This window comes from Desulfosalsimonas sp., from assembly GCF_055149105.1.
Map to the genome: position 1 here is coordinate 33,884 of NZ_JBSRLA010000005.1, position 20,998 is coordinate 54,881.

The window sequence follows — 20,998 nt, forward strand, 5'->3', positions numbered from 1 at the left end:
TTGATAAGCCTGTAAAAAGTCTTTTTTACAGGCAGTGTTAAGTTTTAAGTGATTAAGTGTTAAGTAAAATCAATAACTTGCATCTTTAGTGATTGACGGTGATATCCGTTTTAGGACTTTTTACGACGCCATCAAAATTGGAAATCGCTCAGTTCAGATTATACTCTGTCTGTGAGGAAGAACACAATTTCCGGGAACATGGTGATCAAAACCACCATGAGGATCATGATCAGAAAAAAAGGAAAGGTGGCCTTTAGTATGGTGTACATGTTTTCCCTGGAGATGTGATTGATCACAAAGAGGCTGAACCCAACCGGGGGCGTAATCTGGGACAGCTCCACCATGAATACCAGGTAAATGCCGAACCACAGGGGGTCAAAGCCCGCATTGACAACTATGGGAAGAACAATGGGCAGGGTCATGACCACAATGGAGATGCCGTCGAGTATCATGCCCAGCAGAATGTACATGAATCCAACCACCAGAATCAGTACATAGGGGGAAAGTTCCAGGCTTACGATATAGCGGCTCAGTGCGTTGGCAATACCAACGAATCCGACCATCTGGGACAGAAAAGCCGCTCCGGCGATAATAAAGCAGATCATGGCAGTGGTCCGGACTGCAGCCATGAACGATTCCATGAGATTTTTCAGGGTCAGATTGCGAAAGCCCCATGCCAGCACCAGGGAGCCGACAACGCCTATTGCAGCCGCCTCCGTGGGGGTTGTCATGCCAAGGTATATTCCGCCCAGCACCACGAATATAAGGGCAAAAACCGGCACAATTTCCTTTAGCGCCCTCAGCTTCTGGCCCCAGGTGTAATTGTCCTGCTTAACAGGTACATATTCCGGATGAAGCAGGCATTGCAGGGCGATGTAGGCGGAGTAGAAAAAAGCAAGCATCAGCCCGGGAATAATGCCGCCGATAAAAAGCTTGCCGATTGAGGTGTCTGAAAGGACTCCGTAAATAATCATGATAAGGCTGGGCGGGATCAAAAACCCCATGGTCCCGGCCCCTGCAAGGGAGCCCAGGGCCAGTTTCTTGTCATAGCCGCGCTCTTTGAGTTCGCTTAAAGTAATGTTTCCCACGGTTGCAGTGGTGGCCGCGCTGGAACCCGATACTGCCGCAAACAAGGAACAGGCAAGAATATTGATATGATAGAGTTTTCCCGGAACTCTTGTCAGCCATGGCACCAGGCCGTTTAGCAATTTGGTGGAGATGGCGGTCCGGTACAGGATCTCTCCCATGAGGATGAAAAGCGGCAGGGCACTCAACGCCCAGGAATTCAGGCTGTTCCATATGGAGTTGGCAAGCAGAGTGCCCGCTTTATCCCATATGGACAAAACAGGGGGCAGATTGGCGTCATACAGAACAAGCCCTATGATACCGGTGCTGATCAGGGAAAACCCTATCCATTTGCTGGAAAGAAGAAAACCAAACATTACCAGCAAAAGCACCAGTGCCAGGGTCAGGGGACTGCTGATCATTGCCTGACCCTCCGGAGGATGAAGTTTACCAGTTGGAGCAGAAACAGAAACAGGCCGACAGGTATTGCGGTCTGCGGTATCCAGAGGGGGGTTTCAGACATGGAGTCTGCAGTCATGCCCCGGCTGTATGTCTGTTGGACCAGCAGCACTGAATGGTAAAGGGCAAAACCGGTTACAGCCGCCGAAACGGCCGCCACGGCAATATCGACCCTGTTTTTCCATTTCAGCGGCAAAACCCCCCAAATCAGGGTTATACGGATATGCGCCTCGTGCTGGAGCGTGTAGCCCAGGCTCATTGCCACCAGGCCCACCAGCAGATACCCGCTGAACTCGCTGCTGACCATGGTGGAAAATCCGAAAAACATGCGCAGAAATATCTCCACCACGATCAGAATCACGATGGCGGCCATGCAGATTGCAGAAAGAAAGGCCCCTGCCCTGCAGAGGCCTTCGATGAATGCGCTGACTCTGGACAATATCTACATTCCTATGGATTCCAGGGCTTTTTTGGTTTCCTTGCCGGCCTCGGCCTTAAATTCCTTAAAGATTTCTTCAGATATCTCGTCGAGCTGCTCACCGAATTCTTCGCTGACCTCTGTGATCTGAATGCCGTTTTCCGCTATGGCTTTAAGGGAGTCCCGGTTGCTCTGCCTGGAGGCTTCCCACTGGGCCTTTTCTGTTTCCCGGGCAGCGCGCAGCATTGCTTCCTGCTGATCTTCACTCATGGAATTCCAGTAGTCCAGGTTTATTGTGACCATATTGAGGGGATAGGCGAAATTAATTTTTGTGAAATGGTCAAGGACCTCCCAGAATTTGCCGTCCTTGCCCGAGGTTGCCGAAGTGAGCACAGAGTCGATAAGGCCGGTGTTCAAAGCGGAATAGACTTCGCCCCAGGGCATGGATTGGGGACTGCCGCCGGCCTTTCTGAGAAATTTGGCCCCGTTTTTGTCATAGGTCCTGGTTTTCAGTCCGTCGATGTCTTCTATGGAGTCCACCCGGTCCTTTGTGAACAATCCGCTGGGCGGCCAGGGAGCTGCATACAGAAGTTTCTGGTTCCATCTCCGGCAGGCGTCCTGGTAATAGGGAAGAGCTGCTTCATAAAGCGCTCTTGCCTCTTCATAAGAAGTTACGATGCGAGGGTAAGTACTCAGGCCGAATATCTCCTCGCTGCCCGAGACCACGCCCATCAGGATGTCTGACATGGGAACCGAGGCATCACCTACTGCCTTGAGCAGTTCCTCTCCCTTAAATCCCAGACTGCCGCCGGAATGCACAGTAATCTTTATGTCGCCGTCTGTGTATTGTTCCACCAGCCCGCCGAATTGCGCTGCACCCCGGGTATGGAAGTTGGAGGCGGGATAAACTGCGTTGAGATTCATTTTCATGTTTTGGGCGATTGCCTGCGGGGCAAAAAAGAAACCCAGAAGAATGGTTAATATGAAAAATTTCCTGTACATGGCGCACTCCTTAATCTTCGGGTGAATGGAGTTCAGTACATCCAAGCCCTTTATTCAAACCAGGCCCTTGTTAACATGAATCTGAATTTAGCCAAAATCGTTTTTTTTGTAAAGTCCTGACACGGCCTGTGGTTTAAATGTGTTTCAAGATTTCTGCCAAACACTGTTTTGCAGCAACTTTAATTTCTCCTGTTCCGCCAGATTCATGTCCCTTGCTTGTTGAGCCGTAACTGAGATAAAAGTTATGCTGTCGCCCGGTATGACCTGGCCCAGTTTGGACAAATCCGTTGAAACCACGGTTGCGATCTTGGGATACCCGCCTGCTGTCTGTTCCCGCAGAAGAATGATGGGCTGTCCGTCTGCCGGGACCTGGATGTTGCCCGGCAAAATCGGCTCAGACACGATTGCGCCGGGCGACTGGTGCGAGTGCTGAATTTGCGGGCCTTCCAGGCGTATGCCGCGCCTGTCGGCTCTTTGGGTCACAGTGTATGGGCAAGTGAAAAGGTCCCGGCCCTTGTCCCGAAACATATGATCCTGGGGGCCGGGCACACAGTGGAGTGCAGCGCCCTGCCCCATTTCCGGGATGAATTCCCCGGGAATTGCATTTTGTCCGGGAACATTTTCCGCCTGTCCTGCAGGCAGAAAATCGCCCTTTTGCAGGGCCCGGCCCCTGAGCCCGCCGAGTGCGGCCTGGGTGCATGTCGATCGGCTTCCCATGATCAGCGGCACTTCAAATCCACCGCCAACAGCCATGTAGATCCGGCACCCAAGACTGACCTGGCTGATACGCAAAAGATCACCCGGTTCCACTTCAAAGGCGCTCCAGGAAGGTCTTTGGATGCTGTTGTGCCTGATTTCGGCCATGGCGCCGGTCAGTGCCACGCGGGCATTGCGCATTACCGCCAGGGTGCAGCCCCGTATTGTCATCTCCAGAACCGCAGATGTCGGGCTGTTGCCGGCAAGTATGTTTGCCGCCCTTGCGGAGTAGGAATCCATGGCGCCTGAAATGGGAACCCCCAGCGTCTGGTAGCCGAAACGTCCCAAATCCTGTATCGTGGTGAAAGCCCCGGGATCCAGTACCAAAAAGGTATCATTTGCCATGGCTTTGCTCCCCGGCCATGCGTTGAAATTCCCGGCTGCTTATTCTTTTGAATTTCAGCTTGTCTCCCGGTGCGTAGTAAGGTACAGGCGGGTTTTGGCCGGCATCGAACAGCTGCAAAGGCGTTCTGCCGATGATACGCCATCCCCCGGGGCTGGCCAGGGGATATATTCCCGTCTGGGAGCCTGCGATGCCGACTGCTCCGGCAGGCAAAAGTTTGCGCGGGGTGTCGAGCCTGGGTGTGTGGAGGCGCTGGTCCAGACCCCCCAGATAGGGAAATCCCGGAGCAAATCCAAGCATGTAAATGAGATACTCGGTGCCGCAATGAATATCGATGACCTCCTCCACGGTCAGGTTGTTTAGCCGGGCCACATCTTCAATGTCAGGTGCGTATTGCGGCTCGTAGCAGACGGGTATTTCCGCAGTGGATGACAATTGAAAGGCTTCGTCTTCTTTTTTTTCGCTGCAGCAGGCAAAAACAGTCTTTCTGAGCGCCGCTGTATCAAGCAGTGCCGGATCATAGATCACCAGAAAAGATGAATAAGCCGTAACCACCTCCAGGACGCCGTCTGTAAGACATTGCCGAAGGCGGTCGGCCACCAGTCTGGTCCAGGCGTTTAACTCCGGATCGATACGCTCGCCGAATTCCACCAGAAGCCCCCAGTCCGCACAATGGCTGATCCGCGGGTTGTTGATTTTCAAAGACATGAGCAAAAATTTCCCTGAAGCATCAGTTAAGCAGTTCCTGTAGAGGGACCAGGCCGATATTGTTTTCCTCCAAAAGATGACGGATCGCGTGCACGGAGGCCACTGCGGCCGGGCTGTCTCCGTGTACGCAAAGCGTGTGGGCTTCTATGCGGACACTTTCACCTTCAGGCGTCAGTGCTATTTTGTCCCTGGCCATGGAAAGCGCCCTCACAGCGACTTCCTGCGGATCTTCAAGCACGGCTCCGGACATATTTCTGCCCACCAGGGTGCCGTCGGGGTTGTAGGCCCTGTCAGGAAAAGCTTCTCTGGCCACCCGCAGACCCAGGTCCTGGCAAATTTCGGCCATGACATTTCCTTTAGGGCCGGACAGCGTGAGCAAAATCAGTTCTGGATCAGCCTTTTGCACCGCACGGGCAAGGGCCCCGCCCAGTTCGGGGTCTGCCAGGACCGCATGATACAGGGCGCCGTGGGGTTTTACGTGCTGCATTTTCAGGTTCCGGCTGCGGCAGAACGCCTGCAGGGCCCCTACCTGATACAGGATATAGCTTTCCAGCTCTTTTGGGCTGCAATTCATATCACGCCTGCCAAAGCCCATCAAATCGGGATATCCCGGATGAGCCCCAACCATGATGTTAAATTTCCCGGCCATCTCCAAAGTGGCCTGCATGACCACCGGATCACCTGCGTGCCAGCCGCAGGCCACGTTGGCCGAAGTGATATGGGGCATTACATCGCCGTCCAACCCCGCAGTGTATATCCCGAATCCTTCGCCAAGATCACAATTGAGATCTATCTGCAAATCATCCTCCTTGAATGGCCCTTTTTGAAGCGCTACCCTATCGTATCTTGCAGAAAATGCAATTGAAATGACCGGATATCTGCCCGTCTGCCTGACTCTGGATGCCATGGCACGATTGTGCCGGCAAGTCAACCCGTGAGCCCGTATTTGTCTCACGGTTTTCCCAGATCTAAAAAACGCTTCGCGTAATGAAAAACTATTTGAGGCGCAACCGGATCTTTTTGTGGCCAGTGTTGATCTAATCGGAATCATCAGGATCCCGGCCAAATATTTGTTGCAAATCCCATTTATTTATGTATATTTGAAGAGGATTTGCACAAGGAGTTTCCATGACCCGACGACAACAGATACTGGATCTTGCCAGAAAAAAAGGGATTATCCAGGCCAGGGATGTTCAAGCGGTGGGTATTTCCCGAAACTACCTGTATCGCATGCACAAGGAGGGACTTCTGGAGAAGATCGCTGTGGGGCTCTACACCCTTCCGGACGCTCCTGTGACTGAAAACTCGTCTCTGGCAGAGGTTTCGAAAAGGGTGCCTCAGGCCGTTGTTTGTCTTATCTCCGCCCTGAACTACCACGGAATTACCACCCAGATCCCCCATGAAATATGGCTGACCATCCCGAGAGGCTCTTGGCGGCCGGATGTAGCATACCCACCGATTAACCTGACCTATGTTTCCGGACCGGCCTATTCGTTCGGTGTTCAGGAGCATCTCATAAACGGTGTGGCGGTTAAAATATACAACCCTGCAAAGACGGTTGCTGATTGCTTCAAATTCCGCAACAAGGTCGGTCTTGATGTGGCCATTGAAGCCCTCCAGGAGGCATGGCGATCACGTAAAGTCACCATGGATGAGTTGGTGGAAGCTGGTGGAATCGATAGAGTGTCGAAAATCATGCGCCCATACCTGGAAGCGACCGTATGAACCAGAACAAAAAAAACATTGCCCATTCAATCTTTGAGCGGCTTCTGAACCGTGCCAAAAGCAACAAGGAAGATTTCAACCTTCTGCTCTCCCGTTACGGTATGGAGCGATTCCTTTATCGGCTCAGCGCCTCGCCCCACAATGATCGGTTCATTCTGAAAGGGGCCAGCCTGTTTCTGGTCTGGAAAGGACAAAGTTACCGTGTTACCAGGGATGCGGATCTTCTGGGGTTCGGCAATTCCGATGTCGAACAGCTTGCGGAAGTGTTCCGCGGCATCTGCCGCGTCGAGTTTCAGAGGGATGGCATGTTCTATTTGCCGGAGTCCTTGAATGCAGAGAAGATCCGCGACGATCAGGAATACGATGGCGTAAGAATCACCTTAATCGGTTTGCTCAATCAGGCCCGGATTCCTCTTCAGGTTGATATCGGCTTTGGGGATGCGATAACACCAGCCCCTGAACAAATCGAATATCCAACCCTTTTTGAAGCTCCCCCACCGCGGTTGAAAGCCTATCCTCGATATACGCTGGTGGCCGAAAAGGTGGAAGCAGTGATCAAACTCGGCGTGGCGAACAGCCGGATGAAGGACTTTTATGATATTTGGCTGCTATCCAGACTCTTCTCGTTCAATGGAAATGTTTTGCGAAAAGCGCTGGATAATACGTTAGACCGGCGGCGCACAACAATTCCGGCGTCAACACCCTTTGCGTTCACGCCCGCTTTTTACCAAGACCCTCAGAAAACAGTCCAATGGACAGCCTTTGTCAAAAAATCAAAGCCCGACATTCCGGTTGGCGACCTGCCTGCTGTTATCGCCGACATAGCTGTCTTCCTCGCACCTGTCATCGAAAGCCTGCAATCCAATGCTTCTTTTGAAGACGTATGGATGCCTGATCAGGGGTGGTGTCTTCAATCGTATCAGTAACACTCCCGGAAGCCCCTCAAAACTTTGTCTATTTTGCAGTGCGTGCCAAATCCTTTCGAAGTCCTGGAGATGATCTGTGAAGAGCATTATCAGAATCAATACGGACAAATCCGACCCTATGTCCCCGTGAGCCCGTATTTGTCCCGCAGTTTTTCAGACAGGTGCTTTACCGCGGCAAAGCCCTTTTCCACGGTTTTTTCGATATCGGGATTGATCAGGCAGCAGGTGGCCGGGGACAGCAGGCTCTGGGCCAGCAGTTGGTCCCGGTCAACACCCTTTGCGTAAAGGCTTTTCCAGAGGTTTTCGAGCATGTTTTCCAGGCTGTCCACGGATTCCTTTTCAAAGGGCTCCACATTGGTGGGCACAAGCCCCCAGCACAGCACTCCGCCCCGGTCCAGGAAGCGCTGGACGGATTTGGCATAGGAGGAAAACACCTCGCCGTTGGTGTAGACATCCAGAGACAGGATATCAATGTCTAAGTTGAGCAGAAAATCCCAGTCCGGGTTGCCGCACAAGTGAACCCCCCGGGGCCGGTCAATAAGGGAGAAAAACATCTCCATGTCCTGCTTTGCCTGGACATCGCCGTAGCCGGACATGGCCGAAAACAGAAACTGCAGGCCGGGCTCATCCACATACATGAAGGCGTTTGGATTTTTTTCCTTGAGCCGGTTTAACTGCACATTGACCCGCCGGGCCATGAACTCGAACATAAACGGGCGCACCGAGTCGTCAAACAATATGGAGCGGTCGTTTTCATCCGCCACGTTAAACCCGAAACTCACCGGCCCCTCCAACTGGCCGCGGATGGCCGGGCGGTCTGATAAATCCATCTCCAGAAACTTGTGATACACCACGGAATAATCCGGGCTGACATCAAAGACTTCCGGGTCATCGAACCGGGCCATGACATCACCGAGTTCTTCTGCGAATTTTTCACCGGAGAAAGACAGTTTCCGGTTTTCCATATCCAGCACAATGCCCGGAAAATGCTCGGCTGCCTGGACATACATGTCCTCGTAATAATTGAGCCGGGGAAGCTGTGGCCAGAAGGGGATGTCAAGCGACATGGCCGCCTCAAGGGCCCGGTCGGCATCCGTGTGGGGCATCACCGCCATGGCGGTTGTCAGCAGGTTTCCTGGAATGGGCATGTCCTCATCCTTTCTTTTGATCGTGGATCAGATCAGCCAAGGCGGCCATCAATTCCGGACCGTTGTCAGCCGCCAGTTGGGCAAAGCGTTTCCCCCCGGTGCTGTGCTGTTTATAAAAATCAACACATTTCCGGACAATGTCAAGGACTTGATCTGCGCTGTAGCAGCCCGGAAGGGGCCGGGCCAGCCGGGGATGACGGCCCAGTTTGCCCCCGAGCAAAACCTTGTAGCATTTTTGTAGGGTTTCGATGGTCTGGGTGGGGCACACACCGGCGCACTGACCGCAGTCCAGGCACCGGGATGCATCAATTCGGGGCATCTGCCGGTTTTCATCCAGGGTGACGGCATCTTCCTTGCAGATCTCCACGCACTGGCCGCACATGGAGCACGGGTTGTCCGTGAGCCCGGGCACGGCTGCACCGATAATGCCGATATCCCGGATCTGGGGCCGGGAGCAGGCATTGGGGCAATCAGCCAAAGTGACGGTGAACTCGTGATGAAATTTTAAGGGCCCGTTAACGGTTTTTTTCAAAAACCCCCGCAGATCCGCTTGGGCCAGAAGCGATTCAATGCGGCCGGCCAGATCCGCATCCGGCCCGGCGCGGTTCGGGCAGCCGCCGGGGCCGAAGCAGTTTTCCACCCGAAAACCGGCCACCTCTTTTTCCATGTTTTCCATATACCCCTTTTTCACCGCATACACGTCATCCACGGTGACTGTGCCGCGCCCCTGAGCCGCCACATATTCCTCCACCTTTTTGCGGACCCGCTTTTTCACGAAAAAGGGAACCTTTCTCATCACGGCCCCGGCCTCGCTGCTCCACTCCATCTCCTTCTCCTTTCTTTCACCCTGAACCTTATCCCTTTTAACCTGCCACTTGCAACCGACTGTTTCCTTGATTTAAATCAAAAACTGTTATAGGAGGCATGCATGAGCCGGTCAAAAGAAATATTGTCCCAATCCATCCTTTTTTCAGGGCTGCCAGAGCAGGATATGGAGGCCCTGATGGCCATTGCCGTGGAAAAATCCGTGGCATCCGGCGAGTTGATCTTCTCTGAGGGTGATCCGGCAGACGGGTTTTACGTTCCCACTGAAGGCATGGTCAAAATCTATAAGCTCTCCACCGAGGGAAAAGAGCAGATCCTGCACATGTTCGGACCCGGCGAGCCATTTGGGGAAGTGCCGGTGTTTTCGGGAAAGGTCTTTCCGGCCAGCGCCGAAGCAATGAAAAAAAGCCGTGTACTGTTTTTCCCGCGAAAAGATTTCCGGGAACTGATCGCCCGCAACCCCTCTGTTGCCATGAACATGCTGGCCGTGCTGGCACGCAGGCTCAGAAACTTCACCATCCAGGTGGAAAACCTGTCATTAAAGGAAGTCCCGGCACGCCTGGCCGGATATTTCCTGCTCCAGGCAGAGGAGCAGAACAATGCGGACACGATCCGGTTAAACATTTCCAAAGGGCACCTGGCCAGCTTTCTGGGCACCATTCCGGAGACCCTTTCCAGAATGCTGCGCAAGATGAGCGAGCAGGGCCTGGTTGAGGTCCAGGGCCGGACCATCCGCTTGCTGGACAGACAAGGCCTGGAAGATCTGGCCGAGTTCGGGAAGATGGAGCCGCCCTGAGCCAAAAAGGCTTGATCCGCAACCGTTATCCAGGGGTTTTCATTTGTTTATCTGATATTTCTTTAGCTTCAGCTGCAGGGCGCGCCGGCTGATGCCCAGGATATCGGCCGCCCTGGTACGATTGCCGCCGGTCTGCTCCAGGGTACTTAGGATCATGTCTTTTTCCACATCCTTTAAAGCCCTGCCAGGAACGCATGAGGCATTGTCCGGTGCCGTTTCAGAGGCGCAGGGATCCATTGCACGGATTGACCGGGGCAGTTCATCGGGTGAAATGGTTTCTCCTCTTGCAAGAATCACCGCCCGTTCCACTGCGTTTTCAAGCTCCCGCACATTGCCCGGCCAGGAGTAGCGCATGAGCAGGTCAATGGCCCGGGGGGAAAACCCCTTGATGATACGGCGGTTTTTCCGGGCGTAAATTTCGAGAAAATGTTCGGCCAAAAGCGGCAGGTCATCCTTGCGCTCGCGGAGTGCGGGAATGGTCACGGAAATGACATTCAGGCGATAATAGAGATCCTCCCTGAAACGGCCCTGCTCCATTTCTTCTTCCAGCACCCGGTTGGTGGCCGCAATAACCCGGATGTCGACCTCAACGGTGCTGCCGCCGCCCAGGGGCTCAAAAGCCTGTTCCTGCAGGACGCGCAGGATTTTGGCCTGGGTTGCCGGGCTCATTTCCGCAATCTCGTCGAGAAAAACCGTACCTGTGTGCGCCTGACGGAAGCGGCCCGGCCGGGTACTTGACGCGCCGGTAAAGGCGCCTTTTTCGTGGCCGAACAGCTCGCTTTCCAGAAGCGTCTCTGGCAGGGCCGCGCAATTGACCTTGATAAAAGGGTTTTCCTTTCTGGGGCTGTTCTGGTGTATGGCATTGGCCACCAGCTCCTTTCCGGTGCCGCTTTCCCCCAGAATCAACACGGTTGCATCCGAAGGCGCCGCCAGGGAAAGGGTTTCAAACATTTTTGTCATGGCCGGGCTCTGCCCGATTATACTGGCATAATCAAACCGGTCGTTGAGCCGCTGTTTCAGGTAAAGATTTTCCCTTTCAAGGTGAAAATGCCGGAGGGTTTTTTCAACCAGGTGTTTTAGCTCATCGATGTCCAGCGGCTTTGTCAGGTAATCGTAAGCCCCGGATCTGAGGGCATCCACAGCCGTATCCACGGATGCGTAGGCGGTCATAATGATAATGGCGATGCCCGGGCTGATGCGCCTTATCTGTTGCAGGGCCTCTATGCCGTCCATGCGGCTCATCCGGATGTCGAGCAGCACAAGATCGTAGAATTGCTTTTCAACCGCGGCAACCGCCTGCTGGCCGTCTGCGGCGTGAGAAGCGGCATAGCCCTCTGCGCTCAAAACCGCATCGAGCATCCGCCGGTGGGATTCATCATCATCAACTATCAGTATTTGCGGCTTCATGGCCTCTTTTCTCCGCCCTTTGTTCCAAAGTCATGGGTATGTGCACTTCAATGCGGCTGCCGCCGGATTGGCCTTCCGGCGGGCTTTGCACCCGCACCGTTCCCTGATGGCTTTCCACGATTTTCTGGACAATGGCCAGGCCCAGTCCCGTCCCCTTTGCCCGGGTGGTAAAAAACGGGTCGAAAATTTTGTTCAGATCCCCAGGCGAAATGCCCGGTCCGTTGTCCTCCACCCAGAATACCATGCTTTCGGATTCCGGCACCTCTGCAGCACCGACCTCCACGAAATCGCCGGATTCCACTGCTTCCATGGCATTTAGCACCAGATTGAGCAGCACCTGGGCCATCATGTTGGCATCGAGCACAACCGATGCCGGCGCGGACCGGGTATTTAAACGCAGCGCAATTCCCCGGGCCCCGGCATCTCCGGAAACCAGACGGACGGCATGCTCGGCCAGATCCCCGGGGTTTTCAGGTTTGGGCTCGAGCACAAGGGGCCGTGCGAAATTGAGCAGATCTGTTACCACCCGGTTGATCCGGTCAACCTCCCGGACCATTATTTCCGCATACTCTACCTCTGCGGGACGATCTGTCAAGGCATGGCTCAGAAATCTGGCAAATCCCCTGATGGAGCTTAAGGGATTGCGGATTTCATGGGCCACCGAAGCCGCCAGCTTTCCCAGGGCCGCAAATTTCTCAGATCTCCGGACTTTTTCCTCCAGCCGCTTGATCTCCCGCAGATCCCGCAGAATCACAACAGCTCCGGCGGCGTTTTCGTCTCCGGTGCCAATGGGGGTGACACTTACGGCCAGGGGCATGTTGTCGCCGTCTGACCCCGAAAACCAAATCTCCCGGTCCATCACCGGCCGGCCTTCTGACAATGTTTCGGAAATGCCGGTTTTTTCGAAATCAAGCACCCGGTCAAGCCGGATCTCCCCCGGGTCCTGGTGGCTTAACCCCAACAGCTCAAGACCCGGGGTGTTCCAGGACAGCACCCGCCCGTCCGGGCCTATGCTGAGCAGCCCGTTGGCCATGCTTTCCACCACCTGGTTCGTATAGGCCTCGGTTCGGCGCAATACCTGATTCATCCTGTGATAGCGGTGAATCACAAAAATAAAAAACACGGCTCCCGCACCCAGGGCCCCGAGAATCGAAACCATTATAATGGCATGGTGAAAATCCTCCTGCCGGGCGTTTTCAAAGGTGGACATCTTAAGGCCGACAACAAGGACAGCGCCCTGCACGGACTTGGCCAGCTCATAGACGGGAGTGTTGTCTGAAAGCCGCCGGAACCGGCTTGCAATGCCGCCGGAAAGCGTTTCGGGCATCCAGCGCCCGAAACGCTTTTTTTTGTAAGAAGGCGAGCTTATAAATGCGCCGGAGTCCTGCAATGAAAGGTAAATATAGGCCACGGAGTCGTTATCGGCCGTCCGGGATATCAGCTCATTTACAGCCCTTGATTCATTGCGGGATTCATAGCTAACCGCGCTGATTCCGGCTTCAACGGCCTCCATGATGGCCACCCCCTGCTGATGAACAAAATCCAGGGCATTGTTTCTGGCCCGATCGATATTCCAGTAGGTGGAAAAACCGATGAAAACAAGCAGGGTCAGAATCACCACCACGATGACCAGGGCGGGCAGGTACAATTTTGCTGGTTGCGGCATTTGCGCGGGCTTGCTCCCTTATGTTTTGATTTGACGGCCGCGGACCCGTGTCCGGATCCGGGCCGTTTTCGTTTGTGTAAAAGTTAAGCACAACAGCGAGGCTTGCAAAATCAGCAGCCGCCGCCCCGGTAACCGCCGCTGCGGGTGTCGTGCTGCCTGTCGTGATGGTCATCGCCATAACCCGGGCGGCGGGTTCTTTCATAATTGTCGTGATCGCGGGTCATACCGGACTCATCATGTCCCTGGTGCATTTCATCCCCATATGCATCATGTTGCTGGTGCATTTCATCACCATAAACATCCCCTCTTTGCCGTTCTGCATTGTCCTGCCGGTCCTGTCCGGAAAAATGGCTGTGATTGCCGTGATCCTCTGCTGCTGCGGGTCCTGCAGCCAGTGCCAATACGGTCAGAACAAACAGGCAAGTAACGATTTTTTTCATTTCAAAAGCCTCCTTTTACTCGTTGAATTAAATTGATTGGCCTGTAAAAAGCTTTTTACAGGCAGTGTTAAGTTTTAACTTCAAAAAAGTTGCTGATAGTGCCTGGTTCTATAATTTTCGCATGATGCCGGCCCGGTGGAAGTTTGCTCCCTGCTGACCGCCTGCGCGCTCAATGCGACTCGCAAACCACCCCCGGGCCGGCATCATGGCCGACAGTGTGCAAGGTTTCACACCAAGGGAGTCCGGAAGCAACACATTGACGTCTTAAAAAGCGTTGTTTTCATTCCCGTTCCCGTGGGCTGGCCCGGAAAGAATCCTCCCAAGGAAGCCCGGGGGCGGGGTCGGTTTGTGAAGCGACATTGAGCGTTTCCGGGATAAATTCAGCCAATGCCGGAGCGAGTAAAATTTCAAATTGCCCGGGGCTGGATGGAAGAAACCCGGAAACGATCAGGAGCGAAAAAACCGGCGCCGGCCGCAGGGCCTCCTTCCTGCAACAACAGCGGACGCGGTAAAAAGCTTTTTACGATGCCATCAAAATTTATCCTTGTGATTCTTTCTCCAGTGACACGCTACACAGATTTAGCAATGATTGTGCCAGAGCTGGAAAAAAACAAATAACGACTTGATAAAAAAGAAAAAAATGATTTTTCTTCAAAAAACGGGCGATTGATAAGTGCGAAAAAAAGTTCCGATTTGCCGTAGGTGCGCATTATTTTCACATCCGATGCAAACTTTTTGCTTTATATAATAGAAGCATTACAATTTTAAGAGAGATTCCGGCAGGGGTGCAGGTCATGCCGCCAGGCGCAGTATAAGGCTTTTTTTAACCGAGACCGGAGTCAACGGACCTTTTTTTGCACTCCGGGAAAAAACGGCACGAATGTTGAATAAGGCAAAGACAGGGCTTTTATTGCCCGTACGAAGATACAAACAACACCTTTAGATATCGGGACAGGAATCATGACAAATTTATTGCCGGCAAACTGCAGAGCCGTTTTACCCGCTGCTGTTTTCATGGTTTTATTTTCGGGTTTTTTCTGCACGGTTTCCGCCCAGCAGTTCATATGGGCACCACCTGCACTGCAGCAGCTCATCGACGAGGCCCTGGAAAACAACCGCCTGCTGCAAAGCAAGGCAGACCGGGCAGAAGCCCTCAAAAAGCGCATTCCGGCCGCAGGCGCACTTCCGGACCCGAAAATCGGATTTGCTCTTCAGAGCATTCCCACAGACAGCTTCACACTTGACCAGGAACCCATGACCCAGAAACAGATCTTCGTGGAGCAGACCGTGCCCTGGCTGTCCAAACTGGATCTGCGCTCCGAGGCGGCTGCGGCAGAGGCCAGACAGCAGAAGGCCGAGCTGGAGGCTGCCAGACTGGAGCTGGCCCGGGACGTGGCTGTGGCCTGGTATGAGCTCGGGTATGTGGTCGAAAGCCTGCGGATCAATGACGAATTAACCGATCTGGTGGCACGCATCAGAAGGGACACGGAAAGCCGCTATGCCGTAGGAGACGGTCTGCAGCAGGATATTTTCCAGGCCGGAGTTGAACTGTCCAGATTAAAAGACGAGGCCGTGAGGCTGGAAAACCGCAGAACCACCATCGAAGACCGCCTGCATGAACTAACCAACAGGGTCGAGCCCACATCCATTGACCCGCCCGCAGATCTGTCCGGGCTCGGGTTTGTGATTTCAGCCGAAAAACTGGCCGCGGCGGCACTGGAGAAAAACCCGGACTTACAAGGCATGCAGGCGCAGATCCAAACCGCCAGGACCCAAAAGCAGCTTGCGCAAAAGGATTATTATCCTGACTTCAATATCCGGCTGACCTACGGCCAGCGCGAAGAAGACCGCACAGGAAGAGACCTGCCGGACTTCGTCTCAGCCGCGGTGGCAATGGATATCCCGCTTTGGCATAAAAGCAAACAGTCAAACGAGGTTGCCGCAGCATCGCGCAATCAGTTTTCCGCCCAGAACCGGTACCGGGATCTGCAAAACCGGCTGCCCTACCGGATCCAATCCCTGGTCGCGGAAATAAACGACACCCGGCGCAGATACCGTCTCTATACCGAAGAACTCATACCCCAGGCGGGCCAGTGGGCCAGATCGGCAAAAGAGGCCTATGAGGTGGACAGGGTGGAATTTGACACGATGATCGACGCCCGCATACGGGTTTTGAAATACCGGCGGGAAGCCAGCCGCCTTTTTCATGACATATACCAGAAACGCGCCGAACTCGAAGCCTGGGTCGGCGGGACCGCGACAGGCAAAACATTGAAGGACAATTCCCATGCATTCAAAGGACAATCCTATGACCAGAGATAAAGCCCGGGGGCAATCAGGACGCATTGCGATTCTTGCCATTTTTCTCACCGCCGTGCTGACCCTGGCGGCCGCGGCAGGCCTGGCCTGGTATTCGGGCCTGCTTTCCTTTGCGGACCACGAGCACCAGGAAGTGCAGCAGGACAACGACATCCAGTACACCTGCAGCATGCATCCCCAGGTGGTCACAGATGAGCCCGGGGATTGTCCCATTTGCGGCATGGAGCTTGTGCCAAAGGACTCGGTGGATGAAAAAGACGACGCAGACGACGGGGAGCGCGAAATCGCATACTGGCGCGCGCCCATGAACCCCCAGGAAATCTATGACGAACCCGGCAAAAGTGCCATGGGCATGGATCTGGAGCCGGTATACGAAGACCAGCTGGTAGGGGGTGTGAATATCTCCATTGATCCGGTCATGGAACAAAACATGGGGATCCGCACGGCAGCCGTAAAGCGGGGGTCGCTTTCCCACATCATCCGGACCTACGGTCACGTGACCTACAATGAAACCAACATGGCCCGGCTCAACCTGAAATTCAGCGGATGGATCGAAAAACTGCACGTGGATTTCACCGGCGCCCGGGTAGAAAAGGGTGATCCGCTGTTTGATTTTTATTCACCGGAGCTGATCACCGCCCAGCAGGATCTGCTCGAAGCCCGGCGCAACTACAGCCGCCGGCCCGATGAAACCAACAGAAAAGTGCTCGAATCCGTCAGAAGCCGGCTGGCCTACTACGGTATTGCCAAATCCGAGATCGACGAGGTCATCGGAAAGGGGACCATCAAGCACGCCCTGACCATCAGCTCTCCGTACACGGGGGTGGTGACGAAAAAAAACGTACTTGAAGGCGATTACGTCAAATCCGGGGCCACGATTTATGAAATCGCCGATTTGTCGAGCGTCTGGGTCGAAGCCCATATTTACGAATACGAACTGGCCCGGGTGGAGAAAGGCCAGACAGCCGAAATGACCCTGCCTTACCTGCCCGAAGAGAAATACACCGGACAGGTGGCATACATCTATCCCTATCTTCAGCGCAAGACCCGGGACGTGGTCGTGCTGCTGGAATTTGAAAACCCGGATATGTTTTTGAAACCCGATATGTACGGGGATGTGAAAATCGCCACCAGCAGCGATGAAACCGGATTGCACATACCGAGATCCGCGGTGATCCGTTCCGGGCAGCGCGATGTCGTGTTCGTCCGGCGTGACGCCGGAAAATTCACCCCCCGGGAGGTAAAACTAGGCATGCCCCTTGACAACGACCGGATCCAGGTGCTCGAAGGCCTGGCACCGGACGAACAGGTGGTAGTCTCCGGACAGTTCATGCTCGACTCCGAATCCAAGCTCCGGGAGGCCTCCCGGAAAATGACCGAACCGGCGCCCGGGGAAAAAGAGCAGGATTCCGGACAAAAGGAAACCGAAGAGGGCTTTTTTGATGGACTGGAAAACGGGGACAACGGGAATGGATTTTTTGAGGATCTGGAATAAAGGGGCCCGGAATGATTGAAAAAATAATTGAATGGTCCATAAAAAACAAGTTCATGGTGGTGCTGGCAACCCTTTTTGTGATTGCCGGCGGCATTCTGGCCATCCGGTCCATCCCCCTGGACGCCATACCGGATCTGTCCGACGTGCAGGTTATCGTTATGACGGAATATCCCGGCCAGGGCCCTGAAGTGGTCGAAGACCAGGTCACCTACCCGCTGACCTCCACCATGCTCAGCGTGCCGTACGCCAAAACTGTCCGGGGATATTCCTTTTTCGGCCTGTCTTTTGTCTACGTGATTTTCGAAGACGGCACCGACCTTTACTGGGCCCGGTCCCGGGTGCTCGAATACCTAAACGGCGCGGCATCCGATCTGCCCGAAGGCGTAACCCCGGAGCTGGGACCGGACGCCTCGGGCGTGGGCTGGGTATACGAGTACGTGCTCAAGGACCACACCGGAGAACACAACCTGGCCGAGCTCAGAAGCATCCAGGACTGGTTTTTGCGATACGAGCTCATGTCCGTGCAGGGAGTGGCCGAAGTGGCGGGCATCGGCGGCTATGTCAACCAGTACCAGGTGGAGGTGGACCCCAATAAGCTGCTTGCCTACGATCTCCCCCTTTCCAGGGTCAAACGCGCCATCCAGCGCTCCAACAATGATGTGGGCGGTCGGCTCGTGGAAATGGCTGAAACCGAATTCATGGTGCGGGGCAAGGGCTATATCCAATCCATCGCCGACATGGAAGAAATCGCCGTTGGCGTCGATGACCGGGGCACCCCGATTTTGTTGAAAAACATCGCCAATATCCACCGCGGCCCTGAACTGCGCCGGGGGGTGCTGGAGTGGAACGGCGAGGGCGAGACCGCCGGGGGCATCGTGGTGATGCGCTACGGGGAAAACGCCCTGGATACCATCAACAGGGTAAAAACCAGGCTGGCGGAGCTGGAAAAATCCCTTCCCGAGGGCGTGACCATAGAAATGGGATACGACCGCTCCGGGTTGATCGAGCGGGCCGTGCATGCACTGCAGAAAAAGCTCGTAGAAGAAATCACGGTGGTGGCCATTATCTGCGTGCTGTTTCTCCTGCACTTCAGATCCGCGTTCGTGGCCCTGTTCACCCTGCCCGTGGGGGTGCTGATGTCGTTTCTTGTCATGTATCCGCTGGGCATTAACGCCAATATCATGAGCCTGGGCGGCCTTGCCATTGCCATCGGCGTGATGGTGGACGCTTCGGTGGTCATGGTGGAAAACGCCCACAAGCACCTGGAGCGGGACCGGGACAAAAAGCCGTTTAATGAAATCATCCTGGAGGCCTCCAAGGAGGTCGGCCCGGCCCTGTTTTACAGCCTGCTGATTATCACGGTGTCGTTTGTCCCGGTATTTGCCTTACAGGAGCAGTCCGGCCGGATGTTCAAACCCCTGGCCTATACCAAGACCTTTGCCATGGCCGCCTCATCGCTTTTGGCGATCACCATCATCCCGGTGCTGATGACCTTTTTTATCACCGAGCGGCCCATTGACCCGCAGACTTCCAAAAAACGCCGGCGCCAGATCTGGATTGCCGCCACAGCGGGTCCGCCGATGATAGTTGTTGCAGCCGGCATTGCAGGCGTGGACCTTCCGGGCTGGAGCCTAATTGCGGCAATCGCGCTTTCCGTGTTTGCCGTGATCTGCCTTGTGCCCCAGAAAATCCTGCCGGAACACAGAAATCCGCTGAGCCGTCTTTTTATCCGCGTCTACAGGCCGATGATCGCAATGGTGGTCAACTGGCGCAAGACAACGATTTTGATTGCCGTGCTGATCACCGCGGTGACATATTATCCGGCCAAACAACTGGGCAGCGAATTCATGCCCCCCTTAAACGAAGGCGATCTGCTCTACATGCCAACCACCCTGCCGGGCATTTCCGTGACCAAGGCCCGGGAACTGCTCCAGCAGACCGACAAGATCATCAAACGCTTCCCGGAAGTCCAGAGCGTGCACGGCAAAATCGGCCGGGCCGATACGGCCACGGATCCGGCACCGCTGACCATGATTGAAACCACCATCATGCTGCGGCCCAAAGTGGAATATGAAACCCTGGAAGTCCAGCGCTTTTTCTCATCCTGGCCCGACTGGCTCAAGGGGCCCCTGACCCTGATCTGGCCGGAGAAAAAAAAGGGCGAAATCGTGCACCAGTGGCGCAAAAAACAAACAGACCGTTTTTTTTCTTCCTGGCCGGGTTGGCTGAAAGCCCCGCTTGCCTGGATCTGGCCGGAACAGCGGCACATGACCATCGAAGAGCTAAAAGCGGACTTAAACGATGCCATCCGGTTTCCGGGGCTCACCGATGCCTGGACCATGCCCATTAAAACCCGCATTGACATGCTGTCCACCGGCATCAAGACGCCTGTGGGCATCAAGCTCATGGGCCCGGATCTGGAGGTGCTATCCGAGCTGGGCACCCGCATTGAACAGGTGGTGCGCGATATTCCGGGAACCCTGTCGGTCTATTCCGAGCGCACAACCGGCGGCAATTACCTGGATTTTGACATCAGGCGTCATGAAATCGCCCGATACGGCCTGACTGTCGATGATGTCCAGGAAGTGATCATGACCGCGGTGGGCGGCATGAACATCACCTATACAGTGGAGGGCCTGGAGCGCTATCCCGTGAATCTGCGCTACAAACGGGAGTTAAGAGACGATATGCAGCAGCTCAGGCGGGTGCTGGTGGCCACGCCAACCGGAGCCCAGGTGCCCCTTGCCCAGCTGGCCGACCTTGAAATCCGCAAAGGGCCGCCCATGATCAAAAGCGAAAACGCCAGAAGAACCGCATGGATATACGTGGACATCGCAGACGTGGACCTGGGAACCTATGTTGAGCGGGCGCGCAAAATCGTGGATGAAAACATCGACAAACCGGCAGGCTATTCCCTGGTCTGGTCCGGGCAGTTTGAATACATGCAAAAGGCCAGGCAAACCCTGAACCTGATTGTTCCCGTGACAATCCTGCTGATTTTCGTGCTGCTCTATATTCATTTTAAAAACATCACCGAAGCCATGGTGGTCATGGCATCGCTGCCGTTTGCCCTGGTCGGGGGGGTATGGCTGCTTTATCTGCTGGACTATAACGTTTCAGTGGCCGTGGTGGTGGGCTTTATCGCCCTTGCCGGGCTGGCGGCGGAAACCGGTGTGGTGATGCTGGTCTATCTTGACGAGGCCCACAAAAGATGGGCGAACCGGGGAGAAATGCAAACCACAGAGCATCTCAAGGGTGCGATCATCGAAGGGGCGGTGGAACGCGTGCGGCCCAAGCTCATGACCGTGGCCACCACCTTAATCGGCCTGATGCCCATTATGTTCGGCACCGAAACGGGTGTCCGGGTCATGAAGAGAATCGCCGCGCCCATGGTGGGTGGGCTGATCTCCTCGACCATTTTAACCCTGATTATCATCCCGGCGGTCTATGATATCTGGAAACGCCGGGAAATCAAAGAAAAACAATAAAACCACAAAGCC

The 20,998-nt window shown here is 54.6% G+C and carries 18 protein-coding genes; 7 read left to right on the forward strand and 11 right to left on the reverse strand.

Annotation, left to right across the window (positions count from 1 at the left end; all coding sequences use genetic code 11):
- Nucleotides 1-158 precede the first annotated feature (158 nt).
- The 6 genes from ACTCIA_RS02070 to ACTCIA_RS02095 all read right to left on the reverse strand — a co-directional run bounded on the left by ACTCIA_RS02070 (nucleotide 159) and on the right by ACTCIA_RS02095 (nucleotide 5,550).
- Nucleotides 159-1,487 (reverse strand): TRAP transporter large permease, encoded by a 1,329-nt coding sequence (locus ACTCIA_RS02070; protein ID WP_463000145.1) that lies wholly within the window; start codon nucleotides 1,485-1,487, stop codon nucleotides 159-161.
- Complete coding sequence (locus ACTCIA_RS02075) at nucleotides 1,484-1,963, reverse strand: TRAP transporter small permease subunit (RefSeq protein ID WP_463000146.1); 480 nt, start codon at nucleotides 1,961-1,963, stop codon at nucleotides 1,484-1,486. Before ACTCIA_RS02075 ends, ACTCIA_RS02070 begins: the two co-directional genes overlap by 4 nt.
- 3 nt (nucleotides 1,964-1,966) lie before the next feature.
- Complete coding sequence (locus ACTCIA_RS02080) at nucleotides 1,967-2,944, reverse strand: TRAP transporter substrate-binding protein (protein ID WP_463000147.1); 978 nt, start codon at nucleotides 2,942-2,944, stop codon at nucleotides 1,967-1,969.
- A 144-nt stretch (nucleotides 2,945-3,088) separates the two neighbouring features.
- Entirely contained in the window at nucleotides 3,089-4,045 is a 957-nt protein-coding gene (locus ACTCIA_RS02085; RefSeq protein ID WP_463000148.1) for a 5-oxoprolinase subunit C family protein, read from the reverse strand.
- On the reverse strand, nucleotides 4,035-4,751 hold the full coding sequence (gene pxpB / locus ACTCIA_RS02090) for a 5-oxoprolinase subunit PxpB (protein WP_463000149.1): 717 nt from the start codon (nucleotides 4,749-4,751) through the stop codon (nucleotides 4,035-4,037). The genes ACTCIA_RS02085 and pxpB overlap by 11 nt, the downstream gene beginning before the upstream one ends.
- A 22-nt stretch (nucleotides 4,752-4,773) precedes the next feature.
- Entirely contained in the window at nucleotides 4,774-5,550 is a 777-nt protein-coding gene (locus tag ACTCIA_RS02095; RefSeq protein ID WP_463000150.1) for a LamB/YcsF family protein, read from the reverse strand.
- A 329-nt stretch (nucleotides 5,551-5,879) separates the two neighbouring features.
- Between ACTCIA_RS02095 and ACTCIA_RS02100 the strand changes: the two genes are divergently transcribed.
- Together ACTCIA_RS02100 and ACTCIA_RS02105 are read left to right on the forward strand one after the other, a co-directional pair.
- Nucleotides 5,880-6,476 (forward strand): type IV toxin-antitoxin system AbiEi family antitoxin domain-containing protein, encoded by a 597-nt coding sequence (locus tag ACTCIA_RS02100; protein WP_463000151.1) that lies wholly within the window; start codon nucleotides 5,880-5,882, stop codon nucleotides 6,474-6,476.
- A complete protein-coding gene (locus ACTCIA_RS02105; protein WP_463000152.1) occupies nucleotides 6,473-7,402 on the forward strand; it encodes a nucleotidyl transferase AbiEii/AbiGii toxin family protein in 930 nt (309 codons plus the stop codon). Before ACTCIA_RS02100 ends, ACTCIA_RS02105 begins: the two co-directional genes overlap by 4 nt.
- 116 nt (nucleotides 7,403-7,518) lie before the next feature.
- On the opposite strand, the gene ACTCIA_RS02110 is transcribed toward ACTCIA_RS02105, so the two are convergent.
- Both ACTCIA_RS02110 and ACTCIA_RS02115 read right to left on the reverse strand, forming a co-directional pair.
- On the reverse strand, nucleotides 7,519-8,550 hold the full coding sequence (locus tag ACTCIA_RS02110) for a uroporphyrinogen decarboxylase/cobalamine-independent methonine synthase family protein (RefSeq protein WP_463000153.1): 1,032 nt from the start codon (nucleotides 8,548-8,550) through the stop codon (nucleotides 7,519-7,521).
- A gap of 4 nt (nucleotides 8,551-8,554) precedes the next feature.
- Nucleotides 8,555-9,376: a 4Fe-4S dicluster domain-containing protein gene (locus ACTCIA_RS02115; protein ID WP_463000154.1), complete on the reverse strand. Its 822-nt coding sequence runs from the start codon at nucleotides 9,374-9,376 to the stop codon at nucleotides 8,555-8,557.
- Between the two features lie 102 nt (nucleotides 9,377-9,478).
- Here ACTCIA_RS02115 and ACTCIA_RS02120 point away from each other — a divergent pair, with 102 nt between their 5' ends.
- Entirely contained in the window at nucleotides 9,479-10,171 is a 693-nt protein-coding gene (locus ACTCIA_RS02120) for a Crp/Fnr family transcriptional regulator (RefSeq protein ID WP_463000155.1), read from the forward strand.
- Between the two features lie 39 nt (nucleotides 10,172-10,210).
- Here ACTCIA_RS02120 and ACTCIA_RS02125 read toward each other — a convergent pair whose 3' ends face one another.
- The 3 genes from ACTCIA_RS02125 to ACTCIA_RS02135 all read right to left on the reverse strand — a co-directional run bounded on the left by ACTCIA_RS02125 (nucleotide 10,211) and on the right by ACTCIA_RS02135 (nucleotide 13,684).
- Nucleotides 10,211-11,578: a sigma-54-dependent transcriptional regulator gene (locus ACTCIA_RS02125; RefSeq protein WP_463000156.1), complete on the reverse strand. Its 1,368-nt coding sequence runs from the start codon at nucleotides 11,576-11,578 to the stop codon at nucleotides 10,211-10,213.
- Nucleotides 11,553-13,244, reverse strand: a complete 1,692-nt coding sequence (locus ACTCIA_RS02130) for a two-component system sensor histidine kinase NtrB (RefSeq protein WP_463000157.1) — start codon at nucleotides 13,242-13,244, stop codon at nucleotides 11,553-11,555. The genes ACTCIA_RS02125 and ACTCIA_RS02130 overlap by 26 nt, the downstream gene beginning before the upstream one ends.
- 110 nt (nucleotides 13,245-13,354) lie before the next feature.
- A complete protein-coding gene (locus ACTCIA_RS02135; protein ID WP_463000158.1) occupies nucleotides 13,355-13,684 on the reverse strand; it encodes a hypothetical protein in 330 nt (109 codons plus the stop codon).
- A 387-nt stretch (nucleotides 13,685-14,071) separates the two neighbouring features.
- Here ACTCIA_RS02135 and ACTCIA_RS02140 point away from each other — a divergent pair, with 387 nt between their 5' ends.
- From ACTCIA_RS02140 to ACTCIA_RS02155, 4 genes are all read left to right on the forward strand, one after another.
- Nucleotides 14,072-14,302 carry a hypothetical protein gene (locus ACTCIA_RS02140; RefSeq protein WP_463000159.1) on the forward strand — a complete coding sequence of 77 codons (231 nt, stop codon included), beginning with the start codon at nucleotides 14,072-14,074 and terminating at the stop codon, nucleotides 14,300-14,302.
- A 396-nt stretch (nucleotides 14,303-14,698) separates the two neighbouring features.
- Nucleotides 14,699-16,006, forward strand: coding sequence for a TolC family protein (locus ACTCIA_RS02145; protein WP_463000160.1), 1,308 nt, complete (start codon nucleotides 14,699-14,701; stop codon nucleotides 16,004-16,006).
- On the forward strand, nucleotides 15,993-17,498 hold the full coding sequence (locus tag ACTCIA_RS02150) for an efflux RND transporter periplasmic adaptor subunit (protein ID WP_463000161.1): 1,506 nt from the start codon (nucleotides 15,993-15,995) through the stop codon (nucleotides 17,496-17,498). Before ACTCIA_RS02145 ends, ACTCIA_RS02150 begins: the two co-directional genes overlap by 14 nt.
- 11 nt (nucleotides 17,499-17,509) lie before the next feature.
- Nucleotides 17,510-20,986 (forward strand): efflux RND transporter permease subunit, encoded by a 3,477-nt coding sequence (locus ACTCIA_RS02155; RefSeq protein ID WP_463000162.1) that lies wholly within the window; start codon nucleotides 17,510-17,512, stop codon nucleotides 20,984-20,986.
- The last annotated feature ends 12 nt before the right edge of the window (nucleotides 20,987-20,998 follow it).